The sequence below is a fragment of the Candidatus Saccharimonadales bacterium genome (assembly GCA_035317825.1).
Classification (GTDB): domain Bacteria; phylum Patescibacteriota; class Saccharimonadia; order Saccharimonadales; family Saccharimonadaceae; genus DATHGB01.
Genome location: DATHGB010000025.1, coordinates 25274 through 43282, shown reverse-complemented (window position 1 = coordinate 43282; position 18009 = coordinate 25274). Strand labels below are relative to the sequence as shown.

At 49.5% G+C, this 18009-nt stretch carries 20 protein-coding genes; 15 read left to right on the top strand and 5 right to left on the bottom strand.

What is annotated here, in order from left to right:
- Nucleotides 1-52 precede the first annotated feature (52 nt).
- The 4 genes from VK497_05015 to VK497_05000 are packed head-to-tail and all read left to right on the top strand — an operon-like array spanning nucleotide 53 to nucleotide 2749.
- On the top strand, nucleotides 53-778 hold the full coding sequence (locus tag VK497_05015) for a hypothetical protein (protein HMI09725.1): 726 nt from the start codon (nucleotides 53-55) through the stop codon (nucleotides 776-778).
- A 29-nt stretch (nucleotides 779-807) separates the two neighbouring features.
- Nucleotides 808-1263 (top strand): endonuclease VII domain-containing protein, encoded by a 456-nt coding sequence (locus VK497_05010; protein HMI09724.1) that lies wholly within the window; start codon nucleotides 808-810, stop codon nucleotides 1261-1263.
- Nucleotide 1264: 1 nt separating this feature from the next.
- The gene (locus tag VK497_05005) at nucleotides 1265-1876 is read left to right on the top strand and encodes a hypothetical protein (GenBank protein HMI09723.1); all 612 of its coding nucleotides are present in this window, start codon (nucleotides 1265-1267) and stop codon (nucleotides 1874-1876) included.
- Nucleotides 1877-1879: 3 nt separating this feature from the next.
- A complete protein-coding gene (locus tag VK497_05000) occupies nucleotides 1880-2749 on the top strand; it encodes a hypothetical protein (protein HMI09722.1) in 870 nt (289 codons plus the stop codon).
- Here the strand turns inward: VK497_05000 and VK497_04995 are convergent.
- Entirely contained in the window at nucleotides 2743-3306 is a 564-nt protein-coding gene (locus VK497_04995; protein HMI09721.1) for a hypothetical protein, read from the bottom strand. The genes VK497_05000 and VK497_04995 overlap by 7 nt on opposite strands.
- Nucleotides 3307-3416: 110 nt before the next feature.
- On the opposite strand from VK497_04995, the gene VK497_04990 reads away from it, so the two are divergent.
- From VK497_04990 to VK497_04960, 7 genes are all read left to right on the top strand, one after another.
- Nucleotides 3417-4259 (top strand): hypothetical protein, encoded by an 843-nt coding sequence (locus VK497_04990; GenBank protein HMI09720.1) that lies wholly within the window; start codon nucleotides 3417-3419, stop codon nucleotides 4257-4259.
- Between the two features lie 39 nt (nucleotides 4260-4298).
- The gene (gene folP, locus VK497_04985; GenBank protein HMI09719.1) at nucleotides 4299-5126 is read left to right on the top strand and encodes a dihydropteroate synthase; all 828 of its coding nucleotides are present in this window, start codon (nucleotides 4299-4301) and stop codon (nucleotides 5124-5126) included.
- The gene (locus tag VK497_04980) at nucleotides 5123-6376 is read left to right on the top strand and encodes a Mur ligase family protein (GenBank protein HMI09718.1); all 1254 of its coding nucleotides are present in this window, start codon (nucleotides 5123-5125) and stop codon (nucleotides 6374-6376) included. The genes folP and VK497_04980 overlap by 4 nt, the downstream gene beginning before the upstream one ends.
- 144 nt (nucleotides 6377-6520) lie before the next feature.
- Nucleotides 6521-6820: a hypothetical protein gene (locus tag VK497_04975; GenBank protein ID HMI09717.1), complete on the top strand. Its 300-nt coding sequence runs from the start codon at nucleotides 6521-6523 to the stop codon at nucleotides 6818-6820.
- Nucleotides 6821-6981: 161 nt separating this feature from the next.
- A complete protein-coding gene (locus VK497_04970) occupies nucleotides 6982-8976 on the top strand; it encodes an ATP-binding protein (protein HMI09716.1) in 1995 nt (664 codons plus the stop codon).
- A 51-nt stretch (nucleotides 8977-9027) separates the two neighbouring features.
- Complete coding sequence (locus VK497_04965; protein ID HMI09715.1) at nucleotides 9028-9993, top strand: response regulator; 966 nt, start codon at nucleotides 9028-9030, stop codon at nucleotides 9991-9993.
- Nucleotides 9994-10003: 10 nt separating this feature from the next.
- The gene (locus VK497_04960) at nucleotides 10004-10696 is read left to right on the top strand and encodes a pseudouridine synthase (protein ID HMI09714.1); all 693 of its coding nucleotides are present in this window, start codon (nucleotides 10004-10006) and stop codon (nucleotides 10694-10696) included.
- A 131-nt stretch (nucleotides 10697-10827) separates the two neighbouring features.
- On the opposite strand, the gene VK497_04955 is transcribed toward VK497_04960, so the two are convergent.
- The gene (locus VK497_04955; GenBank protein ID HMI09713.1) at nucleotides 10828-11415 is read right to left on the bottom strand and encodes a hypothetical protein; all 588 of its coding nucleotides are present in this window, start codon (nucleotides 11413-11415) and stop codon (nucleotides 10828-10830) included.
- Between the two features lie 180 nt (nucleotides 11416-11595).
- On the opposite strand from VK497_04955, the gene der reads away from it, so the two are divergent.
- A complete protein-coding gene (der, locus tag VK497_04950) occupies nucleotides 11596-12984 on the top strand; it encodes a ribosome biogenesis GTPase Der (GenBank protein ID HMI09712.1) in 1389 nt (462 codons plus the stop codon).
- Between the two features lie 91 nt (nucleotides 12985-13075).
- Here der and VK497_04945 read toward each other — a convergent pair whose 3' ends face one another.
- The gene (locus VK497_04945) at nucleotides 13076-13432 is read right to left on the bottom strand and encodes a hypothetical protein (GenBank protein ID HMI09711.1); all 357 of its coding nucleotides are present in this window, start codon (nucleotides 13430-13432) and stop codon (nucleotides 13076-13078) included.
- Between the two features lie 119 nt (nucleotides 13433-13551).
- Here VK497_04945 and pth point away from each other — a divergent pair, with 119 nt between their 5' ends.
- Entirely contained in the window at nucleotides 13552-14115 is a 564-nt protein-coding gene (pth, locus tag VK497_04940; GenBank protein ID HMI09710.1) for an aminoacyl-tRNA hydrolase, read from the top strand.
- 468 nt (nucleotides 14116-14583) lie between these two features.
- Here the strand turns inward: pth and VK497_04935 are convergent, their stop codons facing one another.
- Both VK497_04935 and VK497_04930 read right to left on the bottom strand, forming a co-directional pair.
- A complete protein-coding gene (locus tag VK497_04935; protein HMI09709.1) occupies nucleotides 14584-14961 on the bottom strand; it encodes a hypothetical protein in 378 nt (125 codons plus the stop codon).
- A gap of 190 nt (nucleotides 14962-15151) precedes the next feature.
- Nucleotides 15152-15898 carry a ZIP family metal transporter gene (locus VK497_04930; GenBank protein ID HMI09708.1) on the bottom strand — a complete coding sequence of 249 codons (747 nt, stop codon included), beginning with the start codon at nucleotides 15896-15898 and terminating at the stop codon, nucleotides 15152-15154.
- A gap of 642 nt (nucleotides 15899-16540) precedes the next feature.
- On the opposite strand from VK497_04930, the gene VK497_04925 reads away from it, so the two are divergent.
- Together VK497_04925 and VK497_04920 are read left to right on the top strand one after the other, a co-directional pair.
- Complete coding sequence (locus VK497_04925) at nucleotides 16541-17266, top strand: hypothetical protein (GenBank protein ID HMI09707.1); 726 nt, start codon at nucleotides 16541-16543, stop codon at nucleotides 17264-17266.
- A 157-nt stretch (nucleotides 17267-17423) separates the two neighbouring features.
- A complete protein-coding gene (locus tag VK497_04920) occupies nucleotides 17424-17918 on the top strand; it encodes a hypothetical protein (GenBank protein ID HMI09706.1) in 495 nt (164 codons plus the stop codon).
- Nucleotides 17919-18009 lie beyond the last annotated feature (91 nt).

Here is an 18009-nt window from a genome sequence, read left to right as displayed (position 1 = left end):
TCCTTAGCTCTATCTGTGGTGTTTTATACGATTACCATTTATAATATGTTAGATGACTAAGCCCCAAATTCTTGTACCCGACGATGTTGGTTTTCATAATGCCAGCGATTATGTCGCTCGGCTAGAAAAAGAAAAAACTTACCGCGATCTTTCGACGATTATCGTATGTCCTACGCGCGGTTCTATTCCAGCCAGGATTGTCCAAAACTGGCAAGGGCTCATACGCCCTATGAACCAAAAGGTTATTGGACCGATCTTCATGGAAGGCATGGAAGTTGGAGAAGCGTACAATAGCGTGCTAAAAATGATCCTTGAAAATCCCGACCTCAGTAGCTTTAAATATATTTTGACACTCGAAGAGGATAACGCGCCTCCGGCGGATGGACTCGTGAAATTATACGAAGCCATAGATGAATATGACGTTGTTGGTGGATTATACTGGACCAAAGGTGAAGGCGGCCAGCCAATGTGCTACGGCGACCCATCAGTCATGCCTCTTAATTTCATCCCTCAGATACCCCAACCCGATACAGTCACACCGTGCAACGGATTAGGTATGGGCTTTACGCTATTCCGTACGGAAATGCTCAAAGACAAACGATTCGATTACGGCAACTGGTTCAAAACCAAGCAAGAAGTCGTACCGGGTGTCGGTACGCAGGTATACACCCAGGATTTATGGTTCTTCCAAAAAGCCCGTGAGCTTGGATATAAATTCGCTTGTGATTCACGAGTACGAGTTGGACACTACGATGCTTCTGCTCAAATTATGTGGTGAGCCTGTTTGCATGATACGATAATGTAGTAATGAATAAGAGTCAGAAACATAGACTAAAAGACTTAGAAGCATACCGGGAGAGAAAAAGGGAATACGCAAAAACGGAAAGTCAAAAAGAAAAACGTAGACTTTATATGAGAAAGTGGAGAGCAAAGAACCAAGAAAAGAGTAACGCAGCTCGTCGCGAATATCATCATAGAAATAAAACAGCCGTAAACGCAAGACAAAAGATTCAGCACATTAAATACAAGTATGGTTTAACTTTAGAGCAATTTGAAGCAATGACTATAGCTCAAAATGGTCAATGCAGATTGTGCGGCAGAATTCCTAAAGCGGGGAAAATCAGAGGACTACATGTTGACCACTCACATACAACTGGACAGATAAGAGGATTGCTGTGCGTGTCCTGTAATACTATACTAGGCAGAATTGAAGCAGTCGGTTTAGATAAGTTTGCCACATACCTAAAACTAATAAAGGAATAATATGCCAAAATCCAAGCAATCTACTAATAAAGATACAGTTTTAAGGCTTTCGCTAGCCTGTGGTGGCAACAAACCCGAAGGATTTAAGGGCGTCGACATCGTTAAGACAGATGACGCCGATTACGTTCAAGATCTAATGACATTTCCTTGGACTCAATTTGCTGACAACTCGGTTGACGAAATTGAATGTTCAAATTTCGTTGAGCATATCCCACACGGGGACAGCCGCGATGATCCGTTTTTTCAATTTTTCGACGAAATTTATCGTATCCTAAAACCTGCCGAATTCGATCCTGCTAACCCAAATATTCCAATAAAAGGGTTCGCCCGAATTGTCTGCCCTTATTACTCAAGCATGCGCGCATGGCAAGATCCGACACATCAGCGAGCTATTTCTGAATCCAGCTTTTTGTACGTCAATAAGCAATGGCGCATTGATAACAAGCTCGACCATTACCCTGTATCATGTGATTTTGATTTTAACTATGGCTACGTCATGACACCCGAATGGCAAAACCGGAATCAAGAGACCCAAGCATTCGCGATTAAACACTACATCAACGTCATTTCAGATATCCAAGTACAGCTCATCAAGCGCCCAGAGACCGCGTAAATCATGAAGCGCCTGCTAAGCATATTTTTCTTAGCAGTATTTATTTTTACTTTTGCCATCGGACCACCCGTATCGGCCGTCACGCCACCCGTAGCCGAACAGCCAAAGGGCCTTTTTGTTACGCCGCCCCGGCAGTATCTGAACGTTGCCGCCGGCAAAGCAGCTACTGGTACTTTTACGGTTGGGAATCTTAACGACGCTCCCATGAAAGTGGTCCTTTCCGTCGGACAATTCTCGCTCGCGGATTATACGTATGACTACAACTTTAGCGCGCCCAAAGAAGATTGGGTAAAGCTTTCAAAAACACAGGTTGACCTTGCGCCAAAAACAAGCCAAACGGTTACCTATAGCATCAATCCTCCAATAGGGGCTAGTCCTGGTGGTCACTATTTCAGTATTTTCGCCTCGGCAACGATCAGTCCAGGAAAACAGGTGCGGACCGCGTTAATTCTATATGCCACTGTCGATGGGAAACTCAAAAAGACGAGTGAGATTGTTTCCGACACGTTACCACTCATCACGTTTAGCGGCTCGATTCCGCTCCATTTAAATATTAAGAATACCGGCAACACCCACTTCTTCGTATATATCTCAGGTAAACTGTCGGGTTGGTTTTTAGACCAGAAAAGGAATGAGGTAGCACACGTACTCCTGCCTCAGACGATACGGTCAGTAGAAACAACCATTCAGCCCCCTGCGATACCAGGTATTTACCAAGCTACCTACGGGTATAGAAACGAAGAGGGCCAATATACGGAGAAAAAGAAATATATTGCCTACGTTCCCATTTGGTTCTGGGTAACCCTAGGGGGAACTATCTGGCTGGCTATCGTACTGTTACGACGAAAAAGGCGGCTCAGGAAAGATCACTGATTTTTAGCGACTGCGGTATACGTGACAGCAACTGAGTACGAACCCGCTTCCTGCGTACCACTCGCGAGAGCCCCGTACGTTACGGTCGTAGGATCTCCGTTTTTATACGGCCCGATGGCATCTTTTATCGCAACACTCGTTGCAGGCATTCCTAAAAAGTTTGTCGTTGAGCCAGTCGTGTTGTATCCCCAAGAGCCAACAGACAGAGATCCAGCGGATGTATTTGAGCTAGCAGGAATTGAAGCCGCTCCGCTTGTCATGCTCGTTCCACTCGTCGTATGCGCATACAAATAATACCCAACCACATCGGTAGAGGTAACCGTCACGACGTGCGAACCCGTTCCGCTGAAATTACCTCCGCCAGGCGTCAGGGCAATCGGTACATCACCACTTAAATTAATCGAGATACTTGTTGCCGATCCAAACGGAACGTCAGCACCAAATTTCCCCTGGCCAAATGGCGAGGCAGCCACATAAGCAGGGGAGGCTAACAATCCTACAAGAACTGCCAAAGCAACGAATATCCTAAGCTCCCGCACATTAATCCTAGATAACATAGTGCTTATAGTATATCAGTTTAGATGACTGCTTGCGCCAGTAAGCGCAGAATAGTTTCTTCGTACTAAATAATTGCGCACTTGACATATACATGCTTTAATAAGCTCTGATGACTGAGCGACTAAACGACAGATACGACGAATATGAACAACTCCTTGAGGTAGAACGAGGCGAGCTTGAACAATACTTTGCCTCAACCGTAAAGTCTAGAATGGGCGGCGGGATTCGCGTCGACACTCTTTTTAAACGTACCGCGACAAGTCCGTACGGACAGCATATACGCCAGCAACCACTTAGATTCCCTAGGCAGGAGTACGACAGAGAAACGAAACTCCGTCACCTTGGCATGGATGTTGACCCACTACTACACCAACTTCAACTGGGTGTATTTCTTGCGCAAATTCTTGAGACTGAACGTATCACAAAAGGCGAACTGCCCATCACAGAAGAAGAGGTGGGCATCCTGATGCTTGCCGCTATGATTCACGACATGGGTGAAGTCACTCATGAAACAATTGAACAAGAAGTGGGCGCAGTAGTAGGTGATATACCTTTTGGCAACAAAACCGATGCTGATCGAGACGTTGAAGCGCAGGTCAGAATCGCGTTGTATCTACGCCTATTTCCTGATGTTTCTATTGAGGTTCTGCAGCGCGTTGAGAAAATTATCTCTCACGGGGAAGAATCTGTTCTTCATGACCTTTTTGAAGCTGCTCACACCTTCCAATCCTACAACACAGCAACAGTGGCTGACCAAACTCTTGAAAGAGAACCCGAGACTATCTACAGGCCGCAGCTCGAACATCTTCGCGATAATGTTCGCGACTCTTCAATCAATGAACTCTTAAAATGGGCAAAGAAGTTTACTTTTATAAACGATTTCGTGGACTATTACGAGATCAGCTCCGAATCTTCGGACAAAATGATAGAAAAGCAAACAGTTAAGCTCTAAAGGCTACATCCAACAATAACTGTGGAGTACACTAAATACATGTCTACTCAGATCATGGCCATTATCAATACCTCGCCTGATTCATTCGCAGGTGACGGCATTACGGTTAGCGACGAAGAACCGCTTAAAAACCATATTCAAACAGCACTCGATCAAGGAGCTGACCTATTAGATATCGGCGGCCAAAGCACACGACCCGGAGCGGTTATTATTGATATCGAAGAAGAAATCAGGCGCGTCGTCCCTGCGGTTACCATCGCTAGGCAACTGACCGATAAGCCCATTTCTGTCGATACGTTCAAGCCTGCCGTCGCCGAAGCCGCGCTAAAAGCCGGGGCAACGATCGTAAATGACATTACCGGATGTGCCGACCCAGCAATGATCGAGTTTGTTAAAAATTCAGGCTGCCAGGTAGTTATCATGCACATGCGTGGCACGCCCGAAACAATGAGCAGGCTGACTGATTACCCTGAAGGCGTCGTATCTGCCGCTAAAACGTTTTTATTTAACCAAGCTGAAAAACTAGTAGAAGCCGGCATTAAAAAAGAAAATATTATTCTTGATCCGGGTATTGGCTTTGCAAAAACTGCCAGCCAAAGTTTTGAACTGACTCATCACATACAAGAGTTCACAGGGAAGGGCTACCGGGTGCTATACGGGGCATCCAATAAAAGCTTTATCGGCAAAGCACTCGCAGTTAACGGTGAGCCTGCGCCCGTAGTAGACCGGGCGGTTGGTACGGTCGTCGTACAATCCCTTGCGATGATGGGCGGCGTCGATATCGTCCGCGTTCATGACGTCGCATCCGCAGTCCAAACCCGTATAGTTACCGAGGCAATCACCGGAAGCCGGAAAATTACCCTATGAGACAACTAAAATCTTTAGACGAAGCCATGGAAACGCTTCTTGCGTATTCACCTTTGCATATGAAGGGATCGTACAACCTGGAGCGTACCGAACAAATCCTCCAGCTTATAGGCAATCCGCAGGAACAATTCAAATCCGTTCACATTGCCGGAACATCAGGCAAAACGTCCACGGCATATTTCATTCGTGGAATGTTGCAGGCAAAAGGGCAGCGTACCGGTCTGACCGTATCGCCACACATTACGGCGATTAACGAGCGGGTTCAAATTGACGGCACGCCGCTTGAAAGCGAAAAATTCCTCGTCTATTTAAATGATTTTCTCGATATTATTGACCAGAGCGAACTTCACCCAACCTATTTTGAACTCCTTATTGCATTTGCGTACTGGGTGTTCGCAAAAGAGAAGGTGGATTATGCGGTTATCGAAACTGGCCTTGGCGGGCTTTTAGATTCGACTAATACGATACGCAGGGAAGACAAGGTTTGCGTGATTAGCGATATAGGCCTTGACCACACGGAAATCCTGGGCAATACGACTACTAAGATCGCGGTCCAAAAAGCGGGTATTATCCAAGCAAAAAATCACGTCATCGTTCAAAATCAAGATAAAGAGATCCTAGACGTTATCAAAGAGGCAGCCAAGAAGAAAAAGGCGACTCTGGAAACTGTAAAATTCACGATGACGCCATCAGCACTGCCCGAATTTCAAAGGCGGAATTTTTCATTAGCGCTTGCAGCTTTTCATTACGTACGAAAACGCGATGACCTTGAAGAATTAAGTTATACGGAACTTGATGAAGTAGCCCACGAAACACCTCCAGGCCGCTTTGAAGTCTACGCGTGGAATGACAAAACAATTATTCTGGATGGCGCTCATAACCCCCAAAAAATGGAGATGCTTTACCAAACGTTCAGCCTAAAATATTCCGAACCAGCAGCAGTCCTTGCAAACATTGTCGAAGCACCCGACACCAAGATTTTTTCAACGCTTGCCATCCTCCAACCCTTAGCTTCATACCTTATCATCCCATCATTTTATGCAGGCCAGGACCTGAAAAGCCGCCATTCGGTCGAGTCGGGCAAGACCGAAGAACTTGCGCGTAAACTGGATTATCCGGGCGTCGAGCAGCAGCCAGATATTGGAAAAGCCGTCCAAGCACTACTTGAACGGCCGGAAAAGATTTTGCTGATTACCGGATCACTCTATCTCGTCAGCCTGGCTAGACCTTATATACAAAAACTACTCTAGAAATGACTCGGTCCTGTATATCCGAAGATATACAGGACCATAAGTGTCGACGACTGGACCGGACTATCGACATAGCTCAGGGCGCTGCGCCGCCGCCGGGTTCGCCTTGACGATCTTGGGCACGCTGATGCCCGGGACTCGCCAATGCACGAGGTCGACGTTGTACGTCTCCAGCCACCTGAGCTCAGGGAGTTCCGTCGTGTACTCACGGCCTCCATCGGCAGTGACGCGGTACTCCACCTCACCGTTGGCCGTAGTGACAGGCTTCACGGAACACACCGTGATCGTAACCGCCACCTTTTGGTTGTAGCTGAGCACAAGAGCGATCAGCGCAGCGGCAACGATGATCGTAACCGCCTTGGCTGCCAGGGTCATTCGACTACTTATCGATGGCATTTCATTCCTTTCGGAGTTGAGAATAGCTTCGATAACAATATTTTATAATTTTAAGCTAAATTTGTCAATGATACATGCATTTCAACTCTTGTACCTGCGTCCACAATCAGTCATAATGATGCTTAAGATTATATCGTCTAAATAGGGGGCTCATTATCAAACCGTTGACGCTTACACGTTTTTGGCATCGCCGAATCTGCGAGGCTGTTATGGTCGTATCGGTCACTATTTTAGCGCTCTATGGATGGGCTTATTTCTCGGGTATGCGAGAAAGCGGCAGCACGTTCCTCGTAGGTGATAAAGCCGCTATTATGGCTGGTGTCTCGTTCGTCATTGGACTATTGTTCTATATTTGGATACCCAAAAAGTACATGTTCTTCACGACGCTAGCAAGCTTTTACGTTCTGTCAGCCACCTCAGCCGTCTTAATCCTTGATACGGGCGGCGCAACCTCGCCGTTCATTGCTTTATGGATGTTCGTATCCGTTTTCGCCGGAGTTTTTGGTTTTTACGGACTGTTGCCACTTTTTCTCGCCATTACTTCATACGTCGTGTTACAAATTACAGGCGGGGAACTCAGCCGCGAAGCACTTCTAACCCTCGTCTTAGGGGGTGAGCTGCCCCTTGTTGTCAGCTATATGATCTGGCACGTCAAGGCCAACCCGACCGAAAAAGATCGCGCCTACCGCGAACTTGCCACCGAACTGAGCCAAGTAGCCGGCAAAGCCGAAGTGGTCATTAACGCCATCGCCGACGGAGTCGTCGCGCTTGACAGCCAAGGAGTTATCCAGCTTATCAACCCGGCAGCACAGCGCATTATCGGGTGGGGAAAGCAAGACGCGTTAGCGCTCGACTATAAATCCGTTCTAAAACTTGTCGACAAGGATAATACCGAATTAGCCCCATCGGTTGACCCGGTAGTCCAAGCGCTTGGCAGTAATCAACAGGCTACGTCGGGTAATCTAACGCTCCTGACTAACTCGGGTAAGAAATTGCTTATTTCGATCGTCGTTTCACCCGTTGGCCAGCCGGGTTCTGGTGTTATCGTGGTATTTCGCGATGTCACCAAAGAGAAAGCCGAAGAGCGCGAGCAAGCTGAGTTTATCAGCACCGCCAGCCACGAAATGCGTACGCCAGTTGCGTCAATCGAAGGCTACCTTGGCTTGGCACTCAATCCCGCGACAGCTCAGATTGACGACAAAGCCCGTGACTTCATCACCAAAGCGCATCTGTCCGCCGAACACCTCGGAAGGCTCTTCCAGGACCTTTTAGATGTCACGAAAGCCGATGACAGCCGTCTTTCTAACAATCCGAAGGTTGTCGATGTTGTCGCGTTTATTCACGATATCGTTCAGGGCCTCACGCCAAAGGCTCACGAAAAAGGACTGCGGGTTCTGTTCAAACCACAGCCCGACGATGACGAAGACAAAGGGGGAGAGCGCCGCATTAACCCCGCCTACTTCGTTAACGTCGATAACGATCACCTGCGCGAAGTCGTCGCGAACCTTGTCGAAAACGCCATAAAATATACGCCTCAGGGCGATGTTGTCATTGACGTAAACGGCGACAACGATCACGTTGTCATTAGCGTAGCCGATAGCGGAATAGGTATTCCTAAAGAAGACCAGGCGCATCTGTTTCAAAAGTTTTACCGTGTCGACAACAGTGCCACGCGCGAAATCGGCGGCACTGGCCTTGGGCTATACCTATGCCGCAAACTAACCGAAGCAATGAGCGGACGCATATGGGTAGATAGCGAATTTCAAAAGGGCAGCACCTTCTCTGTCGAGCTACCCAGGACAAGTCATGAAGACGCGACCAGGTTAATCGAAGAGGCGAGCGTACAAGAAGAACAGACAATCACCGCGCAAACGTTATCGCCACTCCCTGAACAGCCGCCCGTCGTTGAGAACACGCCGCTTCCAGCTTCCCAGCCAGCATCAAGCGAACTTGCTTACAGCAGCCCTTCGCCAGAAGCTATCGCGCAACAATTGCAAAACTCGATTCGCACCCCGGCCCCGGCTCCAACTCCGCCCCCTCAGCCCCAACCTGTTGCTCCGACGCCTTACCGACGCCCCGCGCTCTTATCCGACCAACCCGTTCTTCCGAACACGCCGCTTACAAGTATTGAGCAGAATCCGAATCAATATGTGAGAACTCGCCCAGGAGGCGGAGTGGCTATTCCACCGCGTGATCAAAAATAAGCACAAGGGGTATAGTAATTTTTACTTTGCTTCGGTACAATAGAGGATAATATGACCAAAATACTACTGGTAGAAGACGACAAGAGTTTGCGCGAGATCTACGGCGTGCGGCTCTTAGCCGAGGGGTACGACATAGTTTCAGCAGGTGACGGGGAAGAAGCCCTAGCCATGGCAATCAAAGAACGGCCACAACTGATCGTAAGCGACGTGATGATGCCTAAAATCAGCGGGTTCGATATGTTAGACATCTTACGTTCTACCACCGAGACCAAAGATATCCGGGTAATTATGATGACGGCGCTCAGCTCCGAAGACCAACGAGCCCGAGGCGAAGCCCTTGGTGCGGACCGTTACCTTGTTAAATCCCAGGTTGGTATTGAAGATGTCGTCCGCGCCGTTCACGACGTCCTTGCTGACGCGCCGGTATCACGTCCAGCTGGCCCGCAGACATTCGGTGGAAACACCAGTGCCGCTCCGGTCTCTAATCCGATTGGTGCACGCCCGGCCGCACCCGTACCGCCTCGTCCGGCTGCCGCCCCGGTAGCTCCACTACCTGGCGCTCAGCCTGCACCAGCAGCTCCTGCTCCAGTCTCGCCACCCGCACCTCAGCAGGTAGCCCCACAGCCACCCGCACCTTCAGCTCTTCCACGCCCAACAGCGCCATTCTCGACGACACGGCCTGCAAGCCTCGGTGATCGTGTTATTCATCCGATTTCACCTACGCCTAGTTCAAAACCAGATCTAGGTAGCCTTATGGATCGTGAACTTAGTGCTGATTCAGCACCTGTTGCCGCGCCGCCTTTGCCGCCAACACCACCCGCTCCAGCTCCCGTGCAAGCGCCACAGCCGTTTGTTGCCGCGCCACCAGTGGAGAATAGCCCTGCGGCAATGCCAACTCCGACACCTCCTCTTACTCCTCAAGAACCTGAAATATCGTTCGAAGAAACACCTCGCTCGGATAACCCACAGCCACCGACACCTTTTACGCCTGGCCCTCAGCCCCCAACCGTGTCATAATCATCACTAAATGATTGAACCGACAAATAACCGCCTTAACAAACACCTCGCCTTAGAGTTAGGTGTTTCTCGTCGTGAAGCCGATAACTTAATCGAAGAGGGAAGCGTCACCATTAATGACGAGCCCGCGACGCTTGGAGCTAGGTTCAATGAAGGGGATAGTATTAAAGTAAGCGGTAAAGAGCTAACAAAAAATACTGCCTACCAGTACGTATTGTTCAACAAACCCGTCGGCTATGTTTGTTCCCGCCGTGACCAAGGCGAGAACCCAACAATCTACACCTTGCTTCCCCCGGAATACCATGTCTTAAAACCAGTCGGGCGCTTGGACCGGGATAGCTCTGGGCTGCTGCTTTTAACAAACGATGGCGATTTTGCCTATCAGATGACTCATCCCAAGTTTAAAAAGGCAAAAACGTACAACGTACGCCTCGACCGCGAATTAGAACCTCTTCATCAGCAGATGATCAGCGACCACGGAGTGCAGCTAGAGGATGGAGGCAGCAAGCTAATGCTGGAGCGACTGTCTGACGACAACCGTAAAGGTTGGCAAATAACGATGAGCGAAGGCCGCAACCGTCAGATTCGTCGAACCTTCGGCGCATTAGGATATTCGGTGATTAAACTTCACCGTACCAATTTTGGAAATTATTCACTTGGTGATATACAGCCTGGCAAATTCGATATCACCAATATTCAGTAGGTGATATATATATTATAAATAAAGACCTCATCTGGAGGCCTGTATAACAGAACTTGTGCTGGCTGACGGGTTGGCCCGAACCTTGAACAAAGTTCAAAATTGGGCCAACCACGTCTCATGCTTGATACGTCTTACTCGGGATTCTGCGGCCGTTCCTTCAGATCTAGAAATGCAAGGAGTGAGACCTCCGGGCGATCCAGTGCCTTGGCAAGGCGACTCGCATCTTCCCGATGGAGTCTGCCGTTGGAGATCGAATATGAGTATTGCACACCCGACCCGAGCACAATCACATACATCTTCTCAGTGAAGGGATACACCTCTATGGTGCACCGCGCTCCGAACTCGAGTGTGAACGCCTCGCCACCCGCGCTCACGATCGGCTCGGACGGCTCTTCGATACCCAGAAGGTCGGCAATTGCCGCACCCGCGTTCTGCCGAAGAGACAGGACATTCTGGATTGTTCGCTGGTACGTTTTGGCCTCCTTGCGGAGACAATCGTTCTCCTCGTCGAACGCTCGGTTGTTTTCAAGAAGTGTGTTATTCTTGTCCGAAAGATCTCGGACTTGAAGGCTGAGGTCCGCAGTCTTTTGAACCTCGGATGCGACCCTTTTTAGAGCGCTGACGATCCTCTCAGTCCAGATTGCCTCGGCCACCCCACACTTCACGGGCCTTGAGACCGACCTATCCGGCAGAACCACAAAATGCCGTCCCATCATCATGAATCCCTTCTACTCGTATGCACTTTTCAGGCAACGTTCTCCCAAGGTGCAATTGTAATCAAGCAATCATGCAAACGATACCATTATGTACTTTGCCCGTCAACTGAATACCTGTCTAGCGGACCGCACGCTGCTTATGCTCGCTAACTGACACAACCTCTGTTATAATTAGCCAAAGTTATGGCTTCAAAACTACCAACAGTAGCAATTATCGGTCAAGCGAACGTCGGCAAGAGTTCGCTTTTTAATCGTATGGTCCGCGCTCAGCAGGCGATTGTCGCCCGCGAAGCTGGTACCACCCGTGACAATGTTTTGGGTCGCGTAGAACACAAACACCACAACTTTTGGCTCGTCGACACGGCTGGTCTAAAAGATCCTAACGACGACTTCGAAGCCAGTATTCAAGAACAAATTACCGAAGCAGCAGAGGCCGCTGACGTTATTCTTGTCGTCGTCGACAGCAGCCAATATTCTAGCGATCAAGATCGAACGGTAGCTAAAAAAGCCCTCAAATCTAAAAAACCGACGATCCTTGTCACTAACAAAGCCGATCTAAAAGGTAGCCTTGGTATTGATGAGTTCAAACGTCTAGGCATTAAAAATATTCTTCGTGCATCAGCCGAACACAACCAAGGTATTGTCGAAATTCTTGATGAAATTGTCGAACTTATTCCTGCTAAATACGAAGAAACACCTGACGAGATCCTCCGTGTTGCCTTAATTGGCCGTCCAAACGTTGGTAAGTCCCATCTGTTTAACAGCCTTGCTGGTAAGCAGCAGGCACTTGTTGCTAATATCGCTGGAACAACCCGCGACGTCAACCGTACATCGATCCGTTACGGCGGCCGCGACATCGAACTACTTGACACCGCCGGCATGCGAAAACCAGGCAAGCAAGAAGTAGGCATCGAAAAGTTCAGCGTGCTTCGTACGTTGCAGGCTATCGAAGAAGCCGACGTTTGTTTCCTCTTGATGGACGTAAACGAACTGAATACCCAGCTAGACCAACGTCTTGGCGGTATTATCGACGAAGCAGGCAAGGGGATGGCAATTGTCGTCAGCAAGTGGGACAGCGTCGAAGATAAAGACGCCTACACCCGCGATGCGCTCGCGCCTAAAATCGCTCGGACCTTCAAGTTCACCCCGTGGGCACCGCTCATTTTCACCAGTAGTGTCACTGGCCAAAACGTCACGAAATTATTCGACCTAGCACTCGACATTGATGCCCGTCGTAAACAAACCACGAAAACCCGCGTGCTAAATGACATGCTCCAAAAAGCCATCCAGCGTCACCCGCCTGCAGGGCTTAAAAACACGCATCCAAAACTGCGTTACATGGTTCAGACCGACACGTCACCACCATGGTTCGTGATCTATGGATCAAACCTAAAATTCATTCACTGGAGCTACGAACGCTACCTAGAACGACAACTACGCGAGACCTACAACTACGCCGGTACTCCGATTAAATTCAGTTTCCGTGACGAAAAACAAATCAAAGCCAACCGCGAAAAAGAACAAGCTGAAAAAGCAAAACTCGCTGATAAAGAAACAGACGAAGAAGAATAGCCTCAAACAAGGAAGAACCCCGCGCCATCGACGCGGGGTTCTTTTCCTGCGGATAACACGGGGTGAGGGTGACCAGTAGAGACGGAAGTCCCTAGAGGGACATCATCTGACGCATGTCGTCGAGAAAGAGCTGGAAGGCGTACGCGTCGACGTCAAGCGTGAAGCTCTCTTCATCCCGCAGTCGTCGTCGAATCTCCTCGATCCCCTGAAGGGTCAGGAGCGGCGTCAAGATGCGAACGTGCTGACGGTTCCACGGCTCCACGAACATCTCGGTAGCGATGGGTATGCCTTCTCGGCTTTCTCCACCACCAGGTGCCGAATGATCGATACTCGTCACCACGATGCCGAAGTAGTCCCCCTCCATGTTGTAGTTGGCGGGAAATCTGACGGTCACGACCTCGTTTCCACGCCAATGCATAGTCGCGATTTCAAGCGAAACAGTTGACATGTGTGCACTTTCTACTAGTCGGTCTGGTTCTACGATCGCATTACTCTTCAGTACTTCGATTGTATGTTTATTATAACATAAATATACAACATTAACAATACTTTATACTATAACCTAGCATGAAACTTATTATTGGCCTAGGTAATCTCGAAGAAAAATACGCAAACACGCGTCACAACGTGGGCTTTGCTGCGCTTGATCAATATGCGCGCGCAAAAGGACTGATGTTTCAGCCCAAAGATAAATTCAAAGCCGCTATCGCCGAATCCAATAGCTCAGATGAGAAAGTTATCTTTGCCAAACCTTCAACCTATTACAACCTCGTTGGCGAATCCGCCCGTGTCATTGCTGATTTTTACAAAATTGAACCAGCAGATATCTTGATTGTGCATGACGAACTAGCATTGCCATTTGGCGTTGTTCGTACACGCCTCAGCGGCAGTGCGGCAGGGAATAACGGTATTAAATCAATCATCGAACATATCGGCCACGACACGCCGCGCCTTCGCATAGGCATCCATAATGATCTAGCTACTCAAATCCACGACGCAGATTTTGTGCTAGGAAAGTTTACAAAGGACGAGTCTGTAGCCTTGCGAAACTCAATCTTGCCTAAAGCAATCGAACTAATAGACGAGTTTATTAACGGTAACCATACCGCTGACAGTCATACACTCATATAAAAAATAGCCTCTGCAATTTGCAAAGGCATTGAGTTCATGAAATACCCTGGGGGTGAGCGCGACCGAAGCCACACTCACCACCCAGGTCCTCATAGTGCCCCAGGGGGGCACCCCGCATGAGAGGATAGCGAGGGAAGTAAGGCCCTTGACCCCGGTCTGGGGAAGAAAGGGGCGTCGGCTCGATATCCGACAGACGCAAACTTTCCACTCGAGGCTAGCGTGTGCAAGGAAATGCTTTCCCTGTTGCATTGCCTAGCGAAAGCAACACACAATGTGATCCCCTGCGGTCCACATTGACACTATCCGTGAAATCTTTCCCACCTGAAGGGGGGTATCAGGAAGGACTGATCCACGAACACTTTTGCTACTACTTGCGTAGCAGTAAATAAACTCTTTTAAAAGTTGACTTATTGCAACGAAAGAAGGGTAGGAGTGCGGCGGCACGGGGTCCGCCGCACTCCTTTTAGCTCAAGCTACTTCCGCCAATACTGGCCGGAGACATTCGAGCCGTCCCTGGCAGTCAGTGACCGCCAGTGTGCAGGAGAGATCGATCGTTCCCTGGACGAGCACGCCCTTGAGGCGCTCTACCCCGATTCCAGAGACGAACTGTACCACTCCTGCGAAGTCGCACAGGGTCTTGTCACCGCTGACGCGATGCAAGACTCCTGTTACGACAAGTCCGAGCCGAAACTCACGGTCATCCTTGGTGCGGACGACCATGGGTAGCGGGGTGGACCGACCACCGTATCCCGCCGCGTGGGCAGCCATCATTTGGTCGAGTGTTACCACTCTTCCGGTGATGGTCCCGCGAAGCAGGGCGGTGGTTTTCTTGATCTCGGTGACCATAGTGGGCCACCTCCTTCTTTTAGGGGTCTGACGTGCCTCGCCCGACTTTCTACCCTAAATGAATGAACCTGAGATACAAGAGTTACCACACAGTGAACCACTTATTATACACACGGTACTACCAGTGTTTCACGGGCAGGCACACACTATTTATAACACGAAAGTGTATTTAACACAACTCTTACTTTCGCTATACGCCCAGAAGTGTAATTACAAATCCGACAAGCACCACGCCGATAACCAACATGGCAGCCTGGATAGTTCCAACTTTTTGTGGTTGTTCGTGAATATCGGGAATAATATCGCTGGCTGCAACATAAATAAAGAACCCGGCTGTAACAGCCAGCAGAGGTGCGACTAATTCGCTAATGTCTTTTCCAAGAGTAAATACAATCACCGCAGCAATAATCGTCGCGATAGCGGTCGCAATATTGGCGAGAACAACTGTTTTGTCCTTCCATCCGCGGTCAAGCAACAATGCAAATGTTCCAAGTTCTTTTGGAATTTCGTGTGCCGACACGGCAAGGGCAGTAATAATACCCGTTGGCACACTCACCAAAAATGCCGCACCAATAGCCACACCATCAATAGCATTATGGGTCATATCACCCAAAATAATTAACCACCGTTGACGTACATTATGGCCGTGTCCGTCGTGTTCGTGGTGATGGTGAAACCAACTGGCGCAACGCTCAAATACAAAAAAGAAGATGAAACCGCCCAGACAGTATAAAAGCATCGCACGAGAATCAGCTAGCTCAAAAGATTCGGGAAGCAGATCAAAAAAGGCTGCTGCTAGTAGCGCACCGGCGCCAAAAGGCATAGTTAATAATAGTGCAGCCTGTCGGCGTTTCTTAAAGCGTAAAAGTAACAAACCTCCAACTAAGGAAATCACGCTACCGATAATAATTGCAAGGATCATGTAAAAAGCAGTCATAGGTATTTTGATAATATCAAAGCCAACCAAAAAGCGCCAGGTAAGGGTGGGCATCACCTGGCGCCATTTGGCCCTTTAACACACCCCTAGGGGTAAAGCGTGACCCACCTCACACAAAATATGGAGGCCCGCCGGTTAAAGGGGTTAGTATGCACGCAACGCTTTCTAGGCTAAAAAGTGGAGGGTAGTTACTTAATAACACATTGCGCACAACCTAACATAAGTTAGAATAGGGGGTATAAGGTGCGTTTGGTTGTATTCGCATAGCAACCAATCGTGTTTGATATTAGCACGTATTTGACACAATGTCAACAGTTTCTGACATAAAACATCTGGAAATCAATAGAATATCTCCAGATAAGCATAATTATTTACAGATACTAAATATTATTGCTAAAAAGCTATAATATTACATTCTATAGGAATGCTACTTCCCAAAATCCTCTATTATCGCGCTATTACACGCAGGAACTCGCGACGGGCGACACGCTTTTACAAGAACTGCTATTCCCGTAGGGTAATGTGACTAATCGCTCACTACGGTAGAGCTTGCAGGAACAGTCCGCGCTCTTGGCGGCAGCCAGTGGACGCTCATATAATGATCATTGACAATTTTATATATAAGTTATATAATTCGTTATCGTGAACCTTCGTGAGAAGTTCGATACGTCCCCCGCAGCGAGCGTAGCCGCTGTCACCTTTGCAGCTATCCTGGCTGTCGTCATCGGTAGCGCCTACGGCGATGCCATGACCCCCGCCCAGGAAGTCCACACCACGACTGTGTCCATGACGCAGCCCCCGGAGGAGTTTCCTCCTGTCCAAGATCTAGCTGAGATGCCCTGCGAGTTCTTCGGCTTGTACGGCATCGACCCGTATGGGATCTCCGAGACCTGCAACAACCCTTGTGGGTACTCGTACAACGACACCCTGTACTTCTGCGACAACTTGCCCTTCGGCGAGTCGGCGTGGGATGACGAGGTCGGCAGTTGGACCGTGGACTCCGACATCAACGGCAGCCAGACGGTGCTTCCCGCACAGGACCCGATGGACATCCGTCTGCTTCAGAGCGACGGCGGGTTCGTCCACTGTAGGTCCATGGGCGGCATCGTCTCGAAGCCCGTTCAGGCAGACGACAGCGTTGCCATCAACAGCAACCTGATCAACCTCTGGACGGACCGCGGTGATCTGATGCTGTCGCCGCGCGACTTGGACATCGAGCCAGGGCGGATCGCGATCGTGGTAAACGAGGCTCACGCCGCCTGGCTTCCCGCCACGGCAGCAGGTAGCCAAGTCACCCTGACCGCGTACGACTGGCTTCCCGACATCACCATGTGGTGGCGCGTCCAGATTTGCGCATTCACCGGCTGACACACGTCACGTGTCACACTGCTTCACCGAGGAGCTGCACTGCAGCACCAGGGAAGCCCCAGCGGCCGCATCCAGCGGTCGCTTTTCCTTTGTCTGAATATTTTCATCGAAAAGGGTGTTGATTGACAAAAACACCTATAAATGCTATAATTAAACAGTGAACATCCTGAAGAAGTTTGCAGTTGCAGGGACAGGCGTAGCCATCCTCGCCATCATCGCCGCTGTTGCGGTCAACATCGTCAACGATGACGAACCCAGTACCTCCACAGCACCCATGGTGGTGATACCCAAGATCATCGACGAGGTCGCCAACATCACTGAGCGCCCCGGCGGCGGTCTGGTGTGCGACCACGACTACTCGATGCCCGTCACTCTGTTGCCAGGCATCCCGACGCCACTCGCTCACAGCACCATCCTCCTGACGATCACGGAAGATGGCGCGATCATCACCAGCGACCAGGCCATCGAGGCCGAGTCGCTGGTCGTCGGTGAACGGCTCGCTGCACCCCTCCCAGAGGAGATGCAGAACGGAACCGCACACTCGATGATCCTGCCTGTCGACCCGATCGTGGAGGGAGGCTGGGGCGACGTGGCCTACCTGGACCAGAGCTACTACGACCTCGTACTCTGCCGGCTCGACAAGACCAGCTAACACATCTTTGGGAAAACACACGAGCGGCCCTTAAAAAGGCCGCTCTTTTCCTTTGTCAAAATATTTCTACAGGAAGAGGCGTGTCGATTGA

Bases quoted from the DNA above. Each gene is read 5' to 3' on its own strand.
- VK497_05015 (HMI09725.1), top strand. From the start codon at position 53: ATGACTAAGCCCCAAATTCTTGTACCCGACGATGTTGGTTTTCATAAT.
- VK497_05010 (HMI09724.1), top strand. From the start codon at position 808: ATGAATAAGAGTCAGAAACATAGACTAAAAGACTTAGAAGCATACCGG.
- VK497_05005 (HMI09723.1), top strand. From the start codon at position 1,265: ATGCCAAAATCCAAGCAATCTACTAATAAAGATACAGTTTTAAGGCTT.
- VK497_05000 (HMI09722.1), top strand. From the start codon at position 1,880: ATGAAGCGCCTGCTAAGCATATTTTTCTTAGCAGTATTTATTTTTACT.
- VK497_04995 (HMI09721.1), bottom strand. From the start codon at position 3,306: ATGTTATCTAGGATTAATGTGCGGGAGCTTAGGATATTCGTTGCTTTG.
- VK497_04990 (HMI09720.1), top strand. From the start codon at position 3,417: ATGACTGAGCGACTAAACGACAGATACGACGAATATGAACAACTCCTT.
- folP (HMI09719.1), top strand. From the start codon at position 4,299: ATGTCTACTCAGATCATGGCCATTATCAATACCTCGCCTGATTCATTC.
- VK497_04980 (HMI09718.1), top strand. From the start codon at position 5,123: ATGAGACAACTAAAATCTTTAGACGAAGCCATGGAAACGCTTCTTGCG.
- VK497_04975 (HMI09717.1), top strand. From the start codon at position 6,521: ATGCACGAGGTCGACGTTGTACGTCTCCAGCCACCTGAGCTCAGGGAG.
- VK497_04970 (HMI09716.1), top strand. From the start codon at position 6,982: ATGGTCGTATCGGTCACTATTTTAGCGCTCTATGGATGGGCTTATTTC.
- VK497_04965 (HMI09715.1), top strand. From the start codon at position 9,028: ATGACCAAAATACTACTGGTAGAAGACGACAAGAGTTTGCGCGAGATC.
- VK497_04960 (HMI09714.1), top strand. From the start codon at position 10,004: ATGATTGAACCGACAAATAACCGCCTTAACAAACACCTCGCCTTAGAG.
- VK497_04955 (HMI09713.1), bottom strand. From the start codon at position 11,415: ATGATGATGGGACGGCATTTTGTGGTTCTGCCGGATAGGTCGGTCTCA.
- der (HMI09712.1), top strand. From the start codon at position 11,596: ATGGCTTCAAAACTACCAACAGTAGCAATTATCGGTCAAGCGAACGTC.
- VK497_04945 (HMI09711.1), bottom strand. From the start codon at position 13,432: ATGTCAACTGTTTCGCTTGAAATCGCGACTATGCATTGGCGTGGAAAC.
- pth (HMI09710.1), top strand. From the start codon at position 13,552: ATGAAACTTATTATTGGCCTAGGTAATCTCGAAGAAAAATACGCAAAC.
- VK497_04935 (HMI09709.1), bottom strand. From the start codon at position 14,961: ATGGTCACCGAGATCAAGAAAACCACCGCCCTGCTTCGCGGGACCATC.
- VK497_04930 (HMI09708.1), bottom strand. From the start codon at position 15,898: ATGACTGCTTTTTACATGATCCTTGCAATTATTATCGGTAGCGTGATT.